At 30.8% G+C, this 19,754-nt stretch carries 11 protein-coding genes and 1 tRNA gene; 3 read left to right on the plus strand and 9 right to left on the minus strand.

Going from position 1 to position 19,754, the window contains the following annotated elements; genetic code table 11:
- Positions 1–161: 161 nt before the first annotated feature.
- The 7 genes from PHEL85_RS16225 to PHEL85_RS16255 form a co-directional block, all read right to left on the minus strand.
- On the minus strand, positions 162–2,132 hold the full coding sequence (locus tag PHEL85_RS16225; protein WP_036827586.1) for a protein-disulfide reductase DsbD family protein: 1,971 nt from the start codon (positions 2,130–2,132) through the stop codon (positions 162–164).
- A gap of 266 nt (positions 2,133–2,398) precedes the next feature.
- Positions 2,399–3,775: a TlpA family protein disulfide reductase gene (locus PHEL85_RS16230; protein ID WP_036827588.1), complete on the minus strand. Its 1,377-nt coding sequence runs from the start codon at positions 3,773–3,775 to the stop codon at positions 2,399–2,401.
- A 135-nt stretch (positions 3,776–3,910) separates the two neighbouring features.
- The gene (locus PHEL85_RS16235) at positions 3,911–4,972 is read right to left on the minus strand and encodes a DUF4465 domain-containing protein (RefSeq protein ID WP_036827590.1); all 1,062 of its coding nucleotides are present in this window, start codon (positions 4,970–4,972) and stop codon (positions 3,911–3,913) included.
- Between the two features lie 14 nt (positions 4,973–4,986).
- A complete protein-coding gene (locus PHEL85_RS16240; protein ID WP_036827591.1) occupies positions 4,987–6,486 on the minus strand; it encodes a RagB/SusD family nutrient uptake outer membrane protein in 1,500 nt (499 codons plus the stop codon).
- 14 nt (positions 6,487–6,500) lie between these two features.
- Entirely contained in the window at positions 6,501–9,926 is a 3,426-nt protein-coding gene (locus PHEL85_RS16245; protein WP_052108620.1) for a SusC/RagA family TonB-linked outer membrane protein, read from the minus strand.
- Positions 9,927–10,062: 136 nt separating this feature from the next.
- Entirely contained in the window at positions 10,063–11,214 is a 1,152-nt protein-coding gene (locus PHEL85_RS16250; protein WP_081965174.1) for a FecR family protein, read from the minus strand.
- A 197-nt stretch (positions 11,215–11,411) separates the two neighbouring features.
- Positions 11,412–11,912, minus strand: coding sequence for an RNA polymerase sigma-70 factor (locus tag PHEL85_RS16255; protein WP_162179443.1), 501 nt, complete (start codon positions 11,910–11,912; stop codon positions 11,412–11,414).
- Positions 11,913–12,911: 999 nt separating this feature from the next.
- Here PHEL85_RS16255 and PHEL85_RS17485 point away from each other — a divergent pair.
- On the plus strand, positions 12,912–14,459 hold the full coding sequence (locus PHEL85_RS17485) for a T9SS type A sorting domain-containing protein (protein WP_052108623.1): 1,548 nt from the start codon (positions 12,912–12,914) through the stop codon (positions 14,457–14,459).
- Positions 14,460–15,203: 744 nt separating this feature from the next.
- Here PHEL85_RS17485 and PHEL85_RS16265 read toward each other — a convergent pair.
- Positions 15,204–15,275: transfer RNA gene (locus PHEL85_RS16265), tRNA-Gln, on the minus strand.
- 169 nt (positions 15,276–15,444) lie between these two features.
- On the opposite strand from PHEL85_RS16265, the gene PHEL85_RS16270 reads away from it, so the two are divergent.
- Both PHEL85_RS16270 and PHEL85_RS16275 read left to right on the plus strand, forming a co-directional pair.
- Entirely contained in the window at positions 15,445–18,549 is a 3,105-nt protein-coding gene (locus PHEL85_RS16270; protein ID WP_036827594.1) for a DUF2723 domain-containing protein, read from the plus strand.
- A gap of 34 nt (positions 18,550–18,583) precedes the next feature.
- A complete protein-coding gene (locus PHEL85_RS16275; RefSeq protein ID WP_410477254.1) occupies positions 18,584–19,213 on the plus strand; it encodes a polysaccharide deacetylase family protein in 630 nt (209 codons plus the stop codon).
- A gap of 227 nt (positions 19,214–19,440) precedes the next feature.
- Here the strand turns inward: PHEL85_RS16275 and PHEL85_RS16280 are convergent, their stop codons facing one another.
- Positions 19,441–19,734, minus strand: coding sequence for a thioredoxin family protein (locus PHEL85_RS16280; RefSeq protein ID WP_036827599.1), 294 nt, complete (start codon positions 19,732–19,734; stop codon positions 19,441–19,443).
- Positions 19,735–19,754 lie beyond the last annotated feature (20 nt).

A 19,754-nucleotide genomic window follows, 5' to 3' on the forward strand; every position in this document is an offset into this window, starting at 1 on the left:
TTTGTTTTTATTTTTTTTATTTTGGATTATTTCTAATCACTTGTAACTCAATCTCACTAAAATTAACATCTTTCCCCCAAAACAGCACTGTACTTTTAAAGTGTGCTTAACATCTGTTTGATTTACAGATAAGAAATCTGTATCACTAAATACTTTCGTTTTTAGTATTTCGAAATTCCTGTTTTCAACCAAGTTTGATATTCTTTTACATCTGGAGTATAACCTAGAGGTTCAATAAGTTTATCTTCGTTATGATCTATCAAAACGTAAAAAGGTTGTGAGTTAGACTTATAATTTATGGTTTGCATTTCACTCCATTTTTGTCCGATATACTTTAATTTTTTTCCTGGTTTTAATTGAGATTCTACCACCTCATCATCTTTAAGTTTTCGTTTATCATCAACATATAAAGATATTAATACAACATCTTCTTTTAAGATTTTTAAAACACTTGGGTTTGGCCAAATATTTTGTTCCATTTTTCTACAATTTACACAAGCCCAGCCTGTAAAATCTAACATTACTGGCTTACCTACTTGTTTAGCGTATGCTAAGCCTTTATTATAATCATTGAAAGCCATAACATCATGTGGCGCTAATAAATGGGCACCTTCTGGTAAATTGTCATGAGATGAAGCATCCCCTCCTGATCCTAATTTAGAAAAACCTACCCCATAAGGTGATTCACTATAATCTTGTGGTGGTGGGAAAGCACTAATAATGTTTAAAGGTGCACCCCAGAGTCCAGGAATCATATAAATAGTGAAAGTTAAAACGATAAGCCCTAAACTTAATCGACCTACTGAGATATGTGGTAATGGTGAATCATGTGGTAATTTAATTTTACCGAATAAATAGAACGCTAAAGTTCCGAAAATGGCTATCCAAATCGCGATGAACACTTCACGTTCTAAAATATGAAGTTGTAAAACTAAATCTGCTTGACTTAAGAATTTGAACGCTAAAGCTAGTTCTAAAAACCCTAAAACCACTTTTACTGTATTTAACCATCCTCCTGATTTAGGCAGTGAATTTAACCATCCTGGGAAAGCTGCAAATAAAGCAAAAGGCAAAGCTATTGCTAATGAAAATCCAAACATACCTATAACTGGTGCTAGCCCTCCTTTAGATGCTGCTTCAACTAATAAGGTTCCAACAATAGGACCTGTGCATGAAAAAGACACTATAGCCAAGGCTAATGCCATAAAAAATATCCCCACTAGTCCTCCTCTATCAGCTTGAGAGTCTACTTTATTAGCCCATGAATTTGGTAACATAATCTCAAAAGCACCTAAAAAAGAAACTGCAAAAACGACTAAAAGAAAAAAGAAAATAATATTAAACCATACATTGGTAGCGAGTGCGTTGAGAGCATCGGCACCAAAAATTCCGGTTACAGCGATACCTAATAGCAAATAAATAACGATGATACAAATACCATAAATGATGGCATTTTTTATACCTGTGACTTTGTTTTTACTTTGTTTGGTAAAAAAACTAACCGTCATAGGAATCATTGGGAACACACAAGGTGTTAACAAGGCTGCAAAACCTGATAAAAAAGCAATAAAAAAGATAGACCAAAGCCCTTTACTAGACGCTGAATCTTCAGTTTTTTTAACACTTTTTTTAAAGTTAACTTTTGACTTTACATCCATTTTAGTTTCAGTCGCTAAGACTTTTTTATTGCCAAGATGAAATTCTAAATCAATTTCCGTTGGTGATAAACAACGTGTATCGTCGCACACCATAAATTCTACAATTCCGTGAATTGATCTAGTAGCTTTTGAAACTTTTATTTTTTGAATAAATTTCACCTCCTCTTCAAAAAATTTAATTTCCATTTCAAAAACAGGATCCTGAACCGTATGACCTTTACCTTCTTGTGTATTTCCGTTTAAAGTGAAATTTTTATTAGAATTATCATAGGTAAATCTAGTAGGTATTGGCCCCCCATCTGGTACCGTTTGCGAATACAAGTGCCAACCTGCATCAATATTTGCAGTAGAGATTAAGTTATATTCTGTATCTGATATTTTTTCTACAGAAGTAGTCCATTTTACAGGATCTAAGACTTGGCTATTTAGAAAACCAAATGTTAAGAAAGCGAGTGCTAATAATATATTTTTCATTAAATATGTGTTTTAATTATTGCTTTGTTTTAAAAACTAGACGATAGTATTATTAATAATAACAGAATATTTCATATATTTTATTTAAAAAAAAGGCATAGGTATCTTAAACAAATTTAAAAGGGTTACTTATTATAAATAACCCTTTATACCCTTTCTAAACTTTGATTATAATTAATTCAAATATTATGTAATAACAAAACTATTAAGAAAGACCTATCTGTAAGTATATTTTAATTCAGTTAAAATTAATGATAATTAAATATTTAGATATTTAGCTCGTTAAATAATGAAATTAATTTAGGAGATGATGGTCTAGGTGCATTTGCATCAACAATATTACCATCTGGGCCTATTAAAATAAAACGTGGTATACCGTTAATTTGATAATTTTTGATAAATTCACTTTTCCAATCATTATCTGCAAGTAACTGAACACCACCAAGTTCTTTTTTTGTAACCATTTTCCTCCAAGAATCGTATGCCTTTTCTGCATCTATAGAAATACTAAGAAATTCAATATTTTTACTATGATATTGTTTTTCCACTTTTTTAAGTGAAGGTATTTCTTTTATACAGGGTGCGCACCAAGTTGCCCAAACATCAATATATACATACTTTCCTTTAAAATCACTTAAAGAATTTGTTCCACCAGCATGATTGACATAATCTGTAAAAACTGGTGAAGGCTGTCCTTTAGCTAACTTCTTTACTTTTTCATATTTTTCTTTAATCTTTTCTTTATCTTTTGGTTCAGTAGAAACAGAAATGAACGTGTTATAATACTCATCTATTTTATCTGTATAGTTAATATCACGGTTGGCTGCTGAAATTAATAAACTATTCTTAATTTTATCAATAGGGATTGCTCCAAATACTTTTAATTTAGCAAAGTATTTATCTATACCTTCTTTACCTGTTAACTCTTGAGCTTTACGATTAAAGTGCGACGCTACTAATTTCTTATAAGATGCACCACGGCTATAGTTAGCCTCATTTAGATAATCTATAGATTCTAGTTTCTTATAGTAATCTGCTGAAACCTTAAAACCAGGGTTTTTAGTATACATTTTGTGCATACTCGGATATTTCGCTAAAGTTAAAAGGTGATAATGTTCTAATTCTTGACGTTCAGATTTTTCAAACGCTTTTGGTAAATTTGGAAAACTATCTAAATAACTAATATATTTTTTGTGAAGTTCTGCCTGTCTAACTAAAAAATCTGATTCATTTAAGGAATTAAACGTGATATAATTACCTCTTACTTTCTTTATATTATTTATTTTAGTGAATAGATAATTTGAGGCATTAACATCTGTTCCAGTTAATTTTGCCGTTTTCTTAAAATCTTTCAAATCTGCCGTTAAATTATATTCTCCTCCATTGGTAAAATAAAGGTCAAATCTATTTCTAGGGTCAAAAAAAATGTAACGGCCATCTCCTGAAGTTAAAGTATCTAAAAAGGATCCATTTTCATCTAACTCAAGATCTCTTGCCTTTATATTATCACCACTAAGCATGAATTTTGTGGAAGAGGCGTTTTCAATGGTACCAGAAAATATTATATAATCTTTTGTTTGTTTTTTGTCTGAGCAAGACGTTAAAAATATCGTTAAAAGCAATAGAGTAATACTTGTTCTCATTTTATAAGTTTTAGAAATATCAATTGATTAAATATTGAAAGCTACAAACGGTAAAAACGTTTCGTTAAATTTCAATACGAATTTTATAAACGGGAAAATTAATTCTCGTTTTGTTTATAATTATAATATCATTTTTTATTGAAGTCGAATTCCATCCAGACAAAATGTAGTTGGGTAGATCATTTTTCCCTGATCATCAACATAAGAAGACGCCATTTTGAATAATACTTTATCTACCTCGCCTAAAGGAGTTAAATCTACTTTTCTCCAATCGTTTAAAATAAAACTATAAGTAGGATTTTCTGGATCAACATCTGTTCTTACAGCTAAATAAAATTCTACATTTCCCGTAGTACTTCCATCTAAATATCCTTCAATAATTAATTTTACATAGCCAGTATTAAAAGCATCATAAGCATCGTCATAAGTATCGTCATAAGCATCTTCAGCTTCTGTTTCTGTACCTCCTGCATCTAAAACGGCTTGTTTAGCAATCTCTCCTGCTGCTCTCCCAGCCTCACGTTTAGCCAGTTCTCCGTGACCTCTTAATGATACTGCTTGCACACTATTAGGTGCAGGCAAATTAAATGCACTATACAAATCAATACTTGGATTTGCTATTTGGTGGTTTTGTATTGCTTCACCACTAAATAAATATGCTTGCGTTTCAAAATCAGATGTACCAGAATAGATAGACCCAAAATTAGATAGAAGATAATTGTAAGATGTATTTGCTAGTAAAACATGCTCTACAATACCAGGTTGTGCTAATGTAAAATAAGCATTATCTCCTGTTGTATTTCCCACAAGATAATTTTCTGTTCTATTTACCTCGTCTGTATAAACACTAAAAGCTGTTGAATCTATGGCTTGTTGTGTCTCACTAGCTGTAAGTCCATTTGCTGGAGCAAAATCTCTACTTAAACTCCAAGGATAAGAACGGAAGTTTTTATTAGATAAAGCAAAACCACTAAAAGTGCCATTACCTGTATTTGATACATTTACTGTAACTACACCAGACTCATCATCTCCAACATTAAATGGAGCATCGTAAATTTCATACGAAAATCGGTCTAATGTTAATTCATTAAAGGTAATATCATTAGGGTATGGTATTTTAACCTCTAATTCATCATCGCAAGCATTAAACAAAGCTATACAAGCTATTGCAACGATATATTTTGGAATAAATTTCATAAATATAAATTAAATTATTGTAAATCAGTATTTTGCTCTATTAGCTTATTGTATTGCATTTCAACATTAGGAATAGGGTAGCATAAGTGATTTTCATCAATAGGTTCTCCTTTAATAGATTCCATCCAAAGCTTTCCAGAACTATCTTTAAATCGTAAAGACGCAAAATATTCACTTCCGTTTTCTACAAAAGTTTCAAAAAAGTATTCTTTAAATATAGCATCCATCAATCCTTCTTGAGTTGTAGGGTTTATGCTATTTAAAACAGGATTTGTTCTTTTAGAACGCATCTCATTAATTGGAGCAATGGCATCTGAAATAGAAGCTCCAGTTCTTGCTAGTAACTCAGCTTTTAAAATATATAATTCTGGATACCTAAAGAAATACGTGTTATATTTAAGGTCTTGTGGACTAGCATTTTGCCCAGCATACTGACCCAACCTTGCTACCTTAGTAAAGGTAAATCTTGAGTCTGTATCCCACGCTATAGGAGCTCTAGCTTCACCTGTAACAATATCCCAACGTGGATCACCTTCAAACCAAGCCAAGCCAAAATTTAGTCCTGCATCTCGACTAGCATACCATGCAAGTGGTAAACGATTACCATAAGTCATAACCATTGTAAATGAATATGTATAACTAATGTTGTAAATTCTATCTCCATTATCAGATACATAACTACAAAATAAGTTTTCTTCAGAATCCCAAGAATCTTCATAAACCTTAGCTAAATCTCCTTGCATAGAAAAACCTGGAATACTTGTTTTCAACACTTCATTTATCAAGTTAAGCGCCTCATTTAGATTGGCTGTTCCATCATTATATCCATTTCTATAAAGTATTATTTTAGCTTTTAAAACTTTTGCAAATTCTTTAGACACATATCTATTATCTGTAAAACTTCCTAAATATTCAATAGCAAAATCAAGATCTTCATAGATTTTCTCATAACTTTCTCCTACATTAAGTCGTCCTATTTCAATATCATCTATAGTAATTGCTTTATCACGAAATATTATACCATTAGGGTTATTATCGTCACTAGACCACCAATGTCCATAATTCCAAAAAACAAAAATATTTGCAAATGCTCTTAAACATCTTGCTTCAGCCTCTAACATATTCTTTTCATCAAGGTCAATTTGTTCACTAGTCAATTTATGAATATTGCTTATCGCAAAATTTGCCGTATTTAAGGTTTCATAATAAGCTAACCATCTGTTTGGAATATTTGAAGTTGTCTCATTAGATTGAGAATATTCCATCTTATAATCAGCACTAGACCATTTGACGAATCCTGCTTTAGAAGCCAAAGAAACAAAAAGCTTTCCAGAAAAATTATCTGAGTTTACTATGGTTTCGTATACTCCATTAACAGCAGCACGAGCATCAATTTCATTTTCAATTGCGTTTTTCTCATTTAAAGAATAGGTAGGTGTTAAATCTAAATTACTTTCACAAGAAATAACTCCGAGACTTATAATAATTAACGTGATGTAAAATATTTTCTTCATGTGTTGTACTTTTTTTATTGTATTTTAAATTTAACTCCAAGACTATAAACTTGAGCAGATGGATATCTACTAGAATCAATTGACATACCAGAGCCAATAGCTGTACTAGACCAATTTCCCTGAGGATCAAACCCTGGATACTTTGTAATTGTAAATAAATTTGTACCCTGTAACGTTAACTCTATACCATTTAATGCTGAATTAGAAAACATATAACTAGGCAACCTATAGCTAATATTTAGAGCATTTAAGCGCACATAAGAAGCATCCTTTAAATAGAAATCAGAAAACTTATTATTAGACCCAACTCCTCCCGGAGCCATTCTTGGGTAAAGCGCATCATACGGATTGTTTAAAATTGTACTTTGTCCTGCAATTAGATTACTTTGGTTATAATTTCGTGTATTAACAACATCAGTATATGGCATACTCCAAAATCTCTTATGTCCATAAGCATAAGTAAACGTTGTATTTAATCTAAAGCCTTTGTATTGATAAGTTAGACCAAAACCTCCAAAACCTAAAGGAGTTGAACTACCTATATTTACTCGATCATCATTGGTTATTCTTCCATCTCCATCTTGATCAATAAAAATAAGGTCTCCAGTTGTTTCTGTAGAAGTATTTAAATATGTTGTTTGTCCAGTAGACGCAGAATTATCTACAATACCATACTTATCTTCTGCATTTACATAAAATCGACCAGCTGTTTCTAATCCATACCATTGACCAATCTCTCCTCCTTCCACCAACCTAATATATGGTGTGGTACTTCCAGGATAATATATCTCATCTAGTGAGCCATTAATTTTTGTTACTTTGGTTATATTTTTAGAAAAATTAAAATCAAAAGTTAATCGATGATCTGTTGATTGAATGATGTTGTATTTAATATCAAATTCAAAACCTTTATTACTTATTGTTGCTACGTTAGATGTAACATTCTTAAATGAGGAACTCCAAGCTATAGGTCTGTCATAAATTAAATCCTTACTTTTCTTTTCATATATACCAACAGAACCAGAGATTCGATGATCTAATAGTCCAAAATCTAAGCCTAAATCAAACATTTGCGTTTGTTCCCAACCTAAATTTGGGTTTCCAATGGTAGATGGTGATAACGCAGGGCTATCATTATAAACTGTAGAATCTATTATGGTTATCCAATCAAAATTTCCAAGATTTTGAGACCCCGTTACACCTAAAGATGCTCTAAATTTTAAATATGAAATATATTTTATAACTAGTTTCGATTTCATAAAATTTTCCTCTGAAATTAACCATGCTACAGCTCCCGAAGGGAAAACCCCAAAACGATTGTCTTCACCAAAACGAGAAGAACCATCACGACGAACTGTTCCAGAAATAATATAACGGTCATCATATTTATAATGAACACGAGCAAATTGAGAAATCAACGCGTTCTCAGTTTTAGTCTCATCTACATCAGTAATTTCTACTGCCGATCCAAAATTATTAAGAAGATCATCATCAGGAAAATCTTGGCCTTTTATATAATAATAACTTCTATTACTTCCCTCTGTAGAATATCCAGCTAAAACTTTAATATTGTGTTTATTGTTTATTAATTTAGAGTAAGACAACGTACTTTCCATTACCTCAAACGATCTTTTAGTACTAGACCAAGTTCTATTATTAAAAGCATTATTGTCGCTACTACCCAATCGGTTATATCTTAATGACTCAGCATCTGAGTAATTACTTGTAAATGAGCTTCTTAATCTTAGGTTTTCCAATATTTTATAATCCAAATAAGCAGTTCCATTAAATGTAACCCCTTTTCCTGTATTTGTATTTTCTAGAGTAGTATAAGGGTTCTCTGTATATATATCTTGTGTATAAATGGAGCCATCTGGATTAAATGGAGGAAGGTCTGGACGTGTATATTTCAAAGATGTTAACATACCATCCTTATCGTCAGCAGTACGTGTACTGGCATTTAAGTTTAATCCAAATGTAATTTTATCACTAATTTTTGTATCAAAATTAAGACGACCACCGAATAGCTCACTTTGTCCAGATTTAATAATTCCCTCTCTATCGTTATAATTGAACGATACAAAGTATGTATTTTCCTCTGATCCTCCACGAATAGAAAAATTATGTTGAACTACTAATGGGTTTTGTGTCATTTCATCTTGCCAATTGGTATTGGAATCATAAAAAGCATCCGATAACACTTTCAAATCAGAGGCATCATATTCACTAGTATTTAAATTAAAAAAAGCATTTTCATCTAAAAACGTTTCGGTATATGTATTAAAACTTCCATTACTAATAACCGACTCTCTACTGGCTGCTATGGTGAAATGTTTATACGCATCAGTATTAAATAATTGATAATCGTTAAAATCCATAGCAGTAAGCCCTACACGTGTTGATATTTCAAGCATCGGTTTCATATTATGTTTACCTCTTTTTGTTGTCACAAGCACCACTCCATTGGCAGCTCTAGACCCATAAACAGCTGTTGCTGATGCATCTTTTAATATATCAATACTTTTAACATCGTCAAGATTTAAATTATATAAGGTATTAGCAATATTACCAGAAGTTGTCGCCGAATATTGTGGTACACCATCAATAACCCACAAAGGTTGGTTGTCACCTGAGAGTGATGATTGTCCTCTAATAATTACACTTATTGGAGATGTTGGTGAAGCTGATTGAACCTGAACACTCACCCCTGCTGCTTTACCTTGAAGTAAACTTTCAACAGTGGCTTCCATTGGCGCATTTTCAATATCCTTAGCTGTTACCCTAGAAATTACACCAGTAGCATCTTTTATTTTAGAAGTACCATATCCAATCACAACCACCTCATCTAAATTATCAAGGTTTGGAATCATTTTTATATTAACAACATCTTTAGAACCAATTACTGCCTCAATAGTTTCAAATCCCATATAACTAAAAACTAACACGGAATCTTCATTACCATTAACCAAAGTGATTGTAAATTTACCATCAAAATCTGTAAATACTCCCTTTTTTGTATTTTTTACCAACACAGCTACACTAGGTAATGGCTCACCTCTTTCATCTACCACAGTACCTCTTATACTTTTTTGTAATACTTTAGTCTCTTCTATTATCAGCTCTTTTCTAGAAGCTTTCTTTTTAATAACAATAGTATTTTTCTTCGAAAATTCATAAACAAATGCTCCTTTTGACAAGCTCATCTCCAAAAGTTTGTTTACTTTGAGTATTCCTTTTTTCAATGAAATTTTTGGATAATTTTCAAACAAATTTGCACGATAAATAAAGGTGTAATCTGTTTGCCCTTTGATTAACTGAAATACTTCGTCAACTGAAATAATCTGATTGGCTTTAATTTCAATTTTGGCATTTTGGGAGAATCCATTTTTTGGAGTTAAACTAAAGACAGACATCGCAAAAAGAAAAATAAATGTTTTCATGATAATCGTTAAAAACCTTCTCTTCGAAAAGAGAAGTGGATTAGTAATGTTTTTTTTCATAAATTTACATATTGGTTTATTAATCAATTCTTCAGGGATATTACTGGCGGTGAGATGTTTAGTTATATCCCTTTTTTTATTCTATTATTATATATCTATTATCAATTGTATAATTCATATTATTCGTGTTTTGTATAATTTCAAGTATATATTCTAAAGACTGGTTTTTACTTATAACTCCCGTAAAACCAATATCTTCCATTTCTTCATTTTTTATTAGAATATCAACGTCATACCATCTTGACAAAACCTTCATTATTTCTTTTAACGATTTATTTGTAAAACTGAATTCACCATTACGCCAAGAAATAAACTCTTCTACCTCTACTGTAGAAATTTCAAAATCTTTTTTTGCTTCAGATAGCTTGGCTTGTTGTCCTGGCTTTAATATATTTTTGTTAATAGTATTACTGACCAACACACTTCCTTCAACCAAAGTGGTAACAATTTCAGTTTCGTCTCTATAAGCTTTTACATTAAACATTGTTCCTAACACAGTAATGTCCTGTTCGTTCGTTTTTAAAACAAAGGCATCTCCATAATGTTTTGTGCTTTTTGACACTTCAAGATATGCCTCTCCGTAGACCAACTCTATTTCTCTTGGGTTACCTTTAATAAAATTCACAGGATATTTTAGTTGTGATTCTGAGTTTAACCAAACTTCTGTACCATCAGATAATTTTACATGATATTGCCCTCCTCTTGGTACGGTTAAATAGTTAAATTCTAATTCTCTATTGCCATTTTCTGCAATTTCATATATAATTTCCTTTCCGTTTCCATTCACGCTTTTACTTTGATAGACATTTGTACTATCTAATAATACTGTAGAACCGTTTGAAAGTGTCAATACTGCTTTATCAGTACCTGTTTCGATTTTGGTACTTACTAATACTGGTTCATTATTTCGTATATCAATTTTATTATATATAAATGTTAATGAAATAATTAAGGCAATAGACGCTGCCACGGTATATTTAAAAATAGCTTTTTTATAAAGTGGAATCACTTTTACAGTATTCTCTTCTTGGATTGATTCCAAAATATTAAGAAGCATTTTATTTTTTATCACATTTTCTGAACCTAACTCCTCAACCCATTCGTGTGATTCTTGAAAGCTTTCATAATAATTCACAAGCTTTTTAGCTTCTTCAATCGTAATTCTTCCATCGAGATATTTTTCAATCAGTGCTTGAAAATCTTGATTCATATTGTGACTGTCTTTCATAAATTCTAGTAATGCATTAAGTATATATTAAGTAAGTGTTTAAAAAGACGCTTACCCCCTAAAAAAAAATCAACTATCTTCTCTTTTCTCCGATAAAAATATCATAAAATTTAAAAAATGATTCATCTGAATGAACAAATCGACCTAAACAATGCATAAAATACAATATTATTTTACTGTAAAACAGCCATAAAAATTTAAAAATTCAGAAAAAGAGCTATAAATAAAGCTTCTCCTAAAGAAGCACGAAGTACACGAAGTGCATTTGTAATATGATTTTCTACTGTCTTAGTAGAAATCCCTAGTTGATCAGCTATTTCTTTATGACTCAATTGTTCGTTTCTACTAAGTTTGTAGACTCTCTTGCACTTTTCTGGCAAACTCTCCACAACAATATTAATATGCTGTTTTAGCTCTTGGTGCATCATTTTAGTTTCTGGAGTTGTGTATTGTAAACGCTTATCTAACTCTTCAAGCAATTCTACCCGCGTTATTTTATTGGTTCTAAATTGTGAAAAAACCTTATACCTTACACAGGCATATAAATAGCTTTTTAAAGACACTTTAATTTCAAGTTCTTTTCGTTTATTCCAAATATCAATAAAAACATCTTGAATAATTTCTTCACAAACCTCCTTATCTTTTAATAAATTATAAGCAGAAATGTATAAAACTTTCCAATAGTTATTATACAACACAGTTAAGGCTTTTTTGTCGTCGACCCTAAACCCTTGTAAGATCTTATTGTCAGAATGATACATAAATTACAGAAGAAGAAGTTGTGAAATTATCACTATTTTTTAATTAAAAAATATTTATATTTTCAGCTAATATATGTTAAATATATTATTATCAATAGCACTAGTAGCCGAAAGTTTTTTAATCTTAGTAAAATAACTTTCTCTTCCCCTGCTCTCCAAAACATAATCTAGGTATTCAATCAAAAAAAAGCTATTTTAGTAGATAAAACCACCATTAAAGTAAAACAAACATTTCAAATAAAAGCTTTAAAAGCGATTACAAAGAGGTCGATAAAAGCAAAAAATAAAGCCTTTACAGAAATAAACGATTGAATGAGCAAATTTTATCCATTGGCAAAATAGCCTTAGAAGACAATCTATAGTTTTTAGAGTCCATCGGAAAGTTTGTAAGAAATTAGTCATAAAACATCAGCACTTTGGTAAACTTGATCCAACCTTATACTGCTGAAAGTTTACCAAAGAGCTTACCACATTCGTTAAGTCCTAAAATATTTAAACAAAAGGAAAAAGTCAATACACAACACCATCATAAAAAGTATAAATTAAATTTTTGTAAAAAGCCTAAAAATTAGAGTTTTTGGGCTTTCTAAATAAAAAACACCAATAACTTAAGGGCATTACATCTTTTAACATAGTACCCCCTGACACAAAAGTATACTAACAACTAAATATCTTAATTAATGGTCAAGAAAAACAGTATTCTACTTTCTTGAATTTTTATTTTTATTTCACAGTAAAATTACATTATATTTTACGCATTGTTTAAGCTATTTTATTGATTAAAATGTAGTTTTTTTTGTGATTTAATAGTATTATTTAGGATAAAAGTAAAAAAAATGATTTTCTTTTGGGGGGTATTACTCATTTCTGACACATACTTAATATACAAAACAATGTTATCTAATATTAAAACCAAACAATTAAATAATTAAACTTATGAGAAAAATTTACAAAAACTTTTTAGTAGCAATTATTGCAATAGCAACAACTGGCTTATCTCATGCGCAAGCATGGGGGAATTTCGCCAACACAACATCAGGTTCATTAGATGGTGTAGCGTTCACTTTTTCAATATCTGAGGAAGTTACCCCAAGTAAATCGGGTACAAATTTTGAAGGTGCTGACGAAGGAAATGCCTTTTATTCAGCACCTGGATCTTGGTATTCATCGGCAATTAAAATTAAAAACCTTCAGGAAGACCATACTTTTACCATTACTTTTGAATCACCCATCGAAAATTTAAACTTTTACGTAAAAGATTTTAGAGGTTCTACGTTAAAATTCGATCAAGAATTCACCCTTTTATCAAATACTTCATTAACAGCTATAGACGCTACCACATTATCAACTAATCTCCCGTCAAGTGGAATCATACAGTTTAATGATCCTATTACCACATTAACTATGACTGTAATTTCTGGTAGTACTAGTACTAGTAGTCGTTATATAGCTTTTTCAAACCTTGAGACCACAGGAGAGACAGATCCTCCTAAAACGCCTGAAACTGTAGAACTTCCTTATTACGAAGCTTTTGACTATGCGGTTGGAGATAGACTTATAACAGAAGGAACAGTAAGTGGTTTAGGTGAATGGCAAGCAGGAGCAGATGGAGCAAGTACAGATCCTGCTATTATTACTTCTCCTACTTGGGCTACACCTACTGGATTACCAGCAGCAACTGGAGAAGCATTAACTTTTACTGGTGGTGGTGATAATCCATATATCTCTATTACATCTCAAGACGTTGCATCTACAACGCTTTATACTTCATTAATGTTTAAAGTAACAAGCCAAGCTCTAACAACCGACGCGGCTACTAACCCTTTTTTCTTAGCTTATTTTGGAACTACTTGGGTAGGTACTGTTTTTATACAAAGAGTAAGTGATACTGAATTTCAGCTTGGTATAGGTGAATCTACTAGCAGAGATAATGCTGTTTATACAACTGATACATATAATGTTAATGATGAACTGTTTTTGGTTTCTTCATACACTACAGGTAATAATGTTACAGCCGATGCTGTTGCTAAATTGTGGGTAAATCCTGTGGTAAGCGCTACAGAGCCAGTTGCAACTATAACAAGTACTGAAGCTATTGCCCCGATAGCAGATATAAATAGGGTTTATTTTGTTCAAGCAGGTGGTACCGATGCGGTTGTTGATAAAACACCAACAGTTATAATCGATGAGCTTAGAGTGGCTAATACTTGGGCTGATGTTGTGTCTACTATTGCTACATTAGGAGTAAATGACGAGTACACAAAAACGAATAAACTTAAGTTATTTCCAAATCCATCTTCAGATTTTATTCAAGTTTCAGGATTAACTGCAACAGCTAATTATAGCATCTATAATATTTTAGGAGCAGAAGTTCGTTCTGGATCAGTTTCTGAAAACAATAAAATTGAAGTTGCAAATTTAATTAATGGATTATACTTTTTAAAACTTGAAAGTGGAAACACAATTAAATTTGTAAAAAAGTAAACAATAATACCGTTTGCTAATAATCTAATTTAGAATAGCATTAAGAACTAAATATTTAGTTTTTAATGCTATTTTTATTTCAATATAAATATGTTCCTTTAACAACTCCTTTATCGGGAGATTTAACCCATAGTATTCCTAATGGTTCTTGGCAGCTTTATAGAAAGAGAGGATTCGAACACATATAAATCTTTCTGAAATAATACTACATAATTCTACAACTGACAAAATAATAGCAATTCCGGATTTTTCAAGTTTCTCAGACGAAGATTAATTTCGAAAAAGTTTTAACAGATCATTACTAATTATTCTGTTTAAACAAAAATGAAGTTAACTCTATAGAAAAATAATTATATTTATAACGTATAGATATTTAAATGTAGATTTTATTTACCTGAAATGGAAAGTCTTGAATCTTAATTTCTTTATGAAAATCGTGAGCAATTAGTTTCTGGATAAACTTTTTTTAGGAATCACATTGCGCTTCTTAAAATAAAGATATGCATTACAGCTCCATTCTTTGTGTTGTTAACTAGATAGAAATGATTGATTAAAAATTCGGAAAAGATAAGCTTAAATAATTCTAGATAATTAGTTTATGTTTTTTTTAACAAAAAAACATAAACACAACTTTTGAAATTGATCGGTTATTTACCTAAAAAACCTATTTAGGGCTTCATACAGGAATGTTAAAAAAAATTCCTTTTAAACATTAATATTTAAAAGGAATTAAGAATATTTTTGTTGGCCTACAAGGACTCGAACCTTGAATGTCGGTACCAAAAACCGGTGTGTTACCAATTACACCATAGGCCAATGCTTTAATGCGGGTGCAAATTTAATGCAAAGTTTTAAATTCGCAAACATTTTTTGATAAATTTTACCTTTAACAAACTTTTAAGAGGAATTTATCGTTTATAAATGCAAATGTCAACTATTTTTATTCATATTTATTAGTAAATTCGCCACATCTTATTAAACAACTATGACATCAGCAAACTTTAAAAAATGGAACATCATCTTAGGATGGGCTACATTTGCCATTGCTTTAATAACCTATTCTTTAACATTAGAGCCAACTGTGAGTGCTTGGGATTGTGGAGAATATATTTCTACTTCTGTTAAATTAGAAGTTGGACATCCTCCAGGAGCACCTTTATTTCAAATGTTAGGAGCCTTTTTTGCAATGTTTACTTCTAGCTTAGATCAAATTGCTAAAATGGTAAACTTTATGTCTGCCTTAGCAAGTGCGTTCACTATTCTATTTATGTTTTGGACCATCACAAATTTGGCAAAAAAATTAGCTCTAAAAACAGGTGAAATTTCAGAAGGAAAATACATTGCTATTTTAGGAAGTTCTATAGTAGGTTCTTTAGCCTATACATTTTCTGATAGTTTTTGGTTTAGTGCTGTAGAAGGTGAAGTGTATGCGATGTCATCATTTTTAATGGCATTATTATTCTGGCTTGGATTAAAATGGGAAAGCGAAATACATACAGCAAGAGGTAATAAATGGTTAATTTTAATCAGTTTTGTGGTAGGTTTATCATTTGGCGTGCATATTTTATCGTTATTGGTAATTCCCGCTATTGTAATGTTATACTTCTTTAGAACTTATAAAACCATCAATTTAAAAACAACAGCTATTGCATCTGTAATTTCTGTGGTAGTTTTAATGTTTGTATTTAAATTTCTATTCCCTTTTACACTTAAGTTCTTTAGTGCATCAGAATTGTTTTTTATCAATTCTATCGGAATGCCATATAATTCTGGAAGTATTATTGCTGCACTTATTTTGATAGCATTATTTTATTTTGGATTAAACTTTACTCGTAAGAAAAACAAAATACATACAAATACATTAATTCTTTCTGTAATGTTCATTATGATTGGTTTTTCATCTTGGATGATGTTACCAATTAGAGCAAATGCAAATACTACAATTAATGAAAATGATCCTTCTAGTGCGCGCGAATTATTAGCCTATTATGAACGTGAACAATATGGAGATGCTAACGTTTTTTACGACACTTATTATTCTAATTCTTACCAAAGAGAACAAGATGCGACCAGCCCATACAAAGATGACAAACCTAAGTATGAAAAAAGAAACGGTAAGTACGAAATTGTAAATAATTACAAAGGAGTTGTACCAAATTGGTCTGATAAGCACAAAGGTTTTATACCAAGAATGGTGAATCCTGCATCTGAAAAAATGTACAAAACTATAGCTGGTATTCCACAAAACAGCAAACGTAGACCAACTTTTGCAGAGAATATAAAGTTTATGATGAGCTATCAATTTGGCTATATGTATGGACGCTATTTTATGTGGAATTTTGTTGGTAGACAAAATGATATTCAAGGACAATTAGATATTTTAAATGGAAATTGGATTAGTGGAATTGATGCGCTGGATGAAATACGATTAGGTTCTCAGAAAAATTTACCTTCTCAAGTTTTAGAAAATAAAGGGAGAAACAAATACTACTTTTTACCTTTAATTTTAGGAATTATTGGTTTACTTTTTCAAATAAAATGGGACAAAGAAAACTTCTTTACCTTACTTTTATTTTTCCTATTTACAGGAGCAGCTATTATATTTTACACAAACCCAAAACCTTTTGAACCTAGAGAAAGAGATTATGCTGTAGTTGGTAGTTTCTATATTTTTGCAATTTGGATTGGTTTTGGCGTACTAGCTTTATATGAGTATTTAAAGAATTTTGCGAATAAAAAAATTGTTGCAATTGCTGTTTCTGTGGTTTCACTTTTAGTTGTGCCAACATTAATGGCTTCGCAAAACTGGGATGATCATGACAGGTCTAACAGATACACAACACATTTAAATGCACAAGCTTATTTAGAGAGTTGTGATAAAAATGCCATTATGTTTACCATTGGAGATAATGACACGTTCCCTCTTTGGTACATGCAAGAAGTAGAAGGAATTAGAACTGATATTAAGTTAGTAAACACAAGTCTTTTTGCTACAGATTGGTATATAGATCAAATGAAACGTGCAACTTATAATGCACCTCCTATTCCTTCTCAATTAAAACATGATCAATATAAATACGGAACTTTAGATGTTGCTTATTCTTTAGAACATCCTCGTTTTAAAGATTCTGTAATGACTATTAAAAACTTTATGCGTTGGATTGCTTCTGATAGTGATGTTACTTACGTTGAAACAGAAAATGACTCTAAAGAAAAGTTTTACCCAACCAATAGAATTAGAATTCCTGTTAACAAACAAAAAGTGTTAGAAAACGGAATTGTAGCTCAAAAAGATGCAGATAAAATTTTACCATATATAGATATTACAATTGATGATAGAGCCTTATTTAAAAACCGTATCTTAATGTTAGATATTCTTGCCAATAATGATTGGGAAAGACCTATTTACTTTACTGGTGGCGCAAATGCAGATGAAGAATATATCTGGTTAAAAGATTATTTGCAATTAGATGGTTTGGCTTACAAATTTGTACCAATTAAAACTCCAATAGCTAAAAAGAGTTTGTTTGATATGGGAAGGATTGATCCTGATAAAATGTATAATAACATTCAAAAATGGGATTGGAAAAATATAAATGACGGTAAAATTTATTTAGATGAACAAACAAAAAGAAACGCTATTTCTATGAGAAACAGTTTGCTTCGTTTGTCTGAAACTTTTGCAAAAAAGGGCGATACTGTTAAAGCTCTAGAAGTTTTAGATCTATCTATAGATAAAATGCCTATTAAAGATTTTGATCATTATAGTTTATCAATTGGCTATCCTGAAGCTTATTATAGATTAAAAGACAGTAAAAAAGCTAGAGAAACATCAAAGACGCTAATTAATTTATTTAAAGAAAAATTAGTTTGGTTAAGTACCTTTTCTTCAGATGATACTGAGCTAATTTTTGATGAAATTGATACTACTTTGTATATGTACAGAAACATTATTAGTCAGGCAGAAGAAGGAGACGTTGATAAAGAATATTTAGACAATTTACAAGGTGAATTTATAAATACAGTAAAACTATTTAATCATCTAATTCCTGATGAAGAAGAAAATAATTTAGAACCAATTAATAACTAAATTGAAAGTCTATTTCCCCAGAACGCCACGTATTATGATGAGAATTTTCTCAAAATATACGTGGCGTTTTTCATCTAAGAAGAAAGAAATTTTTCTAACTTTTGATGATGGACCCACTCCAGAAATTACTGAATTTGTTTTATCCGAATTAAAAAAAAACAATGCAAAAGCTACTTTTTTTTGTATTGGAAAAAACATGAAAAATCATCCTGAAATTTTTAGTAAAATTATTTCTGATGGTCATTCTATAGGAAATCATACTCAAAATCATTTAAAAGGCTGGAAAAGTGATAATACTAAATATATTGAGAATGTTTTAGAATGTGAGAATGTCATTTCGAGCGAAGTCGAGAAATCTCAAAACTCAAAACTCAAAAATCAGAACTTAAAACTCTTTAGACCTCCATATGGCAAAATAAAAAAAGCACAAGCAAAAGAACTCTTAAAAAATGACTACAAAATTATTATGTGGGATGTTTTATCTGCTGATTTTGATACTACAATTTCTGGAGAAAAATGTTTGCAAAATGTTTTAAAAAACACCAAAGAAGGAAGTATTATTGTTTTTCATGATAGCGTAAAAGCTGCTGAAAGAATGAAATATGCTTTACCCAATGTTTTAAAAGAATTTTCTGAAAAAGGTTTTGTTTTTAAGGCGATTTAGTTCCCAATCTTTTCTATCAAAACAGGAATAGGAATCTCATAATTTTAAGATTTCTCGTCGTTCATCCTTCTCTCTGTCGAAATGACAACTCACTCTTTTAAAAAACATAAACTTTTTTAAAGTTAAATTAATAGCAAACAAGTTTAGCCCTGATTGAACGGTTTGTTTGAGTTCTTTTTGAAGCATGAAAAAAAGCGAGTAGTGAAAGCAGGAAATAGCTTCTAAAACTAAACGTATTGTTGTACCAAACCAATTAGAGTATTGGCATCTTGAAAACCTGTTTGGCGCCATTTCATTTCGCCATTTTTATAAATCATAAAAGTAGGATTTCCTTTAACACGTAAGGCATCTGCAAGCATTTCGTTCTTTTTAATATCGATCTTAATAACCTTAGCCTTATCACCCAAAGCAGCTGCAACATTTCTTAAAGTACCAATAGTACTTTCTGTATCATTATAATCTGTATAAAAGTCGATTAGAACAGGCTTTTCAGCACTAATTAATTCACCAAATTTTGCCATAATTTAAAGTTTTTAAGAGT

This window comes from Polaribacter sp. Hel1_85, from assembly GCF_000766795.1.
Taxonomy (GTDB): domain Bacteria; phylum Bacteroidota; class Bacteroidia; order Flavobacteriales; family Flavobacteriaceae; genus Polaribacter.

What these genes read in the sequence shown, in the direction of transcription:
- PHEL85_RS16270 (WP_036827594.1), top strand. Translation starts at nt 15,445, where the DNA reads ATGACATCAGCAAACTTTAAAAAATGGAACATCATCTTAGGATGGGCT.
- PHEL85_RS16235 (WP_036827590.1), bottom strand. Translation starts at nt 4,972, where the DNA reads ATGAAATTTATTCCAAAATATATCGTTGCAATAGCTTGTATAGCTTTG.
- PHEL85_RS16245 (WP_052108620.1), bottom strand. Translation starts at nt 9,926, where the DNA reads ATGAAAACATTTATTTTTCTTTTTGCGATGTCTGTCTTTAGTTTAACT.
- PHEL85_RS16275 (WP_410477254.1), top strand. Translation starts at nt 18,584, where the DNA reads ATGATGAGAATTTTCTCAAAATATACGTGGCGTTTTTCATCTAAGAAG.
- PHEL85_RS16225 (WP_036827586.1), bottom strand. Translation starts at nt 2,132, where the DNA reads ATGAAAAATATATTATTAGCACTCGCTTTCTTAACATTTGGTTTTCTA.
- PHEL85_RS16250 (WP_081965174.1), bottom strand. Translation starts at nt 11,214, where the DNA reads ATGAAAGACAGTCACAATATGAATCAAGATTTTCAAGCACTGATTGAA.
- PHEL85_RS16280 (WP_036827599.1), bottom strand. Translation starts at nt 19,734, where the DNA reads ATGGCAAAATTTGGTGAATTAATTAGTGCTGAAAAGCCTGTTCTAATC.
- PHEL85_RS17485 (WP_052108623.1), top strand. Translation starts at nt 12,912, where the DNA reads ATGAGAAAAATTTACAAAAACTTTTTAGTAGCAATTATTGCAATAGCA.
- PHEL85_RS16240 (WP_036827591.1), bottom strand. Translation starts at nt 6,486, where the DNA reads ATGAAGAAAATATTTTACATCACGTTAATTATTATAAGTCTCGGAGTT.
- PHEL85_RS16230 (WP_036827588.1), bottom strand. Translation starts at nt 3,775, where the DNA reads ATGAGAACAAGTATTACTCTATTGCTTTTAACGATATTTTTAACGTCT.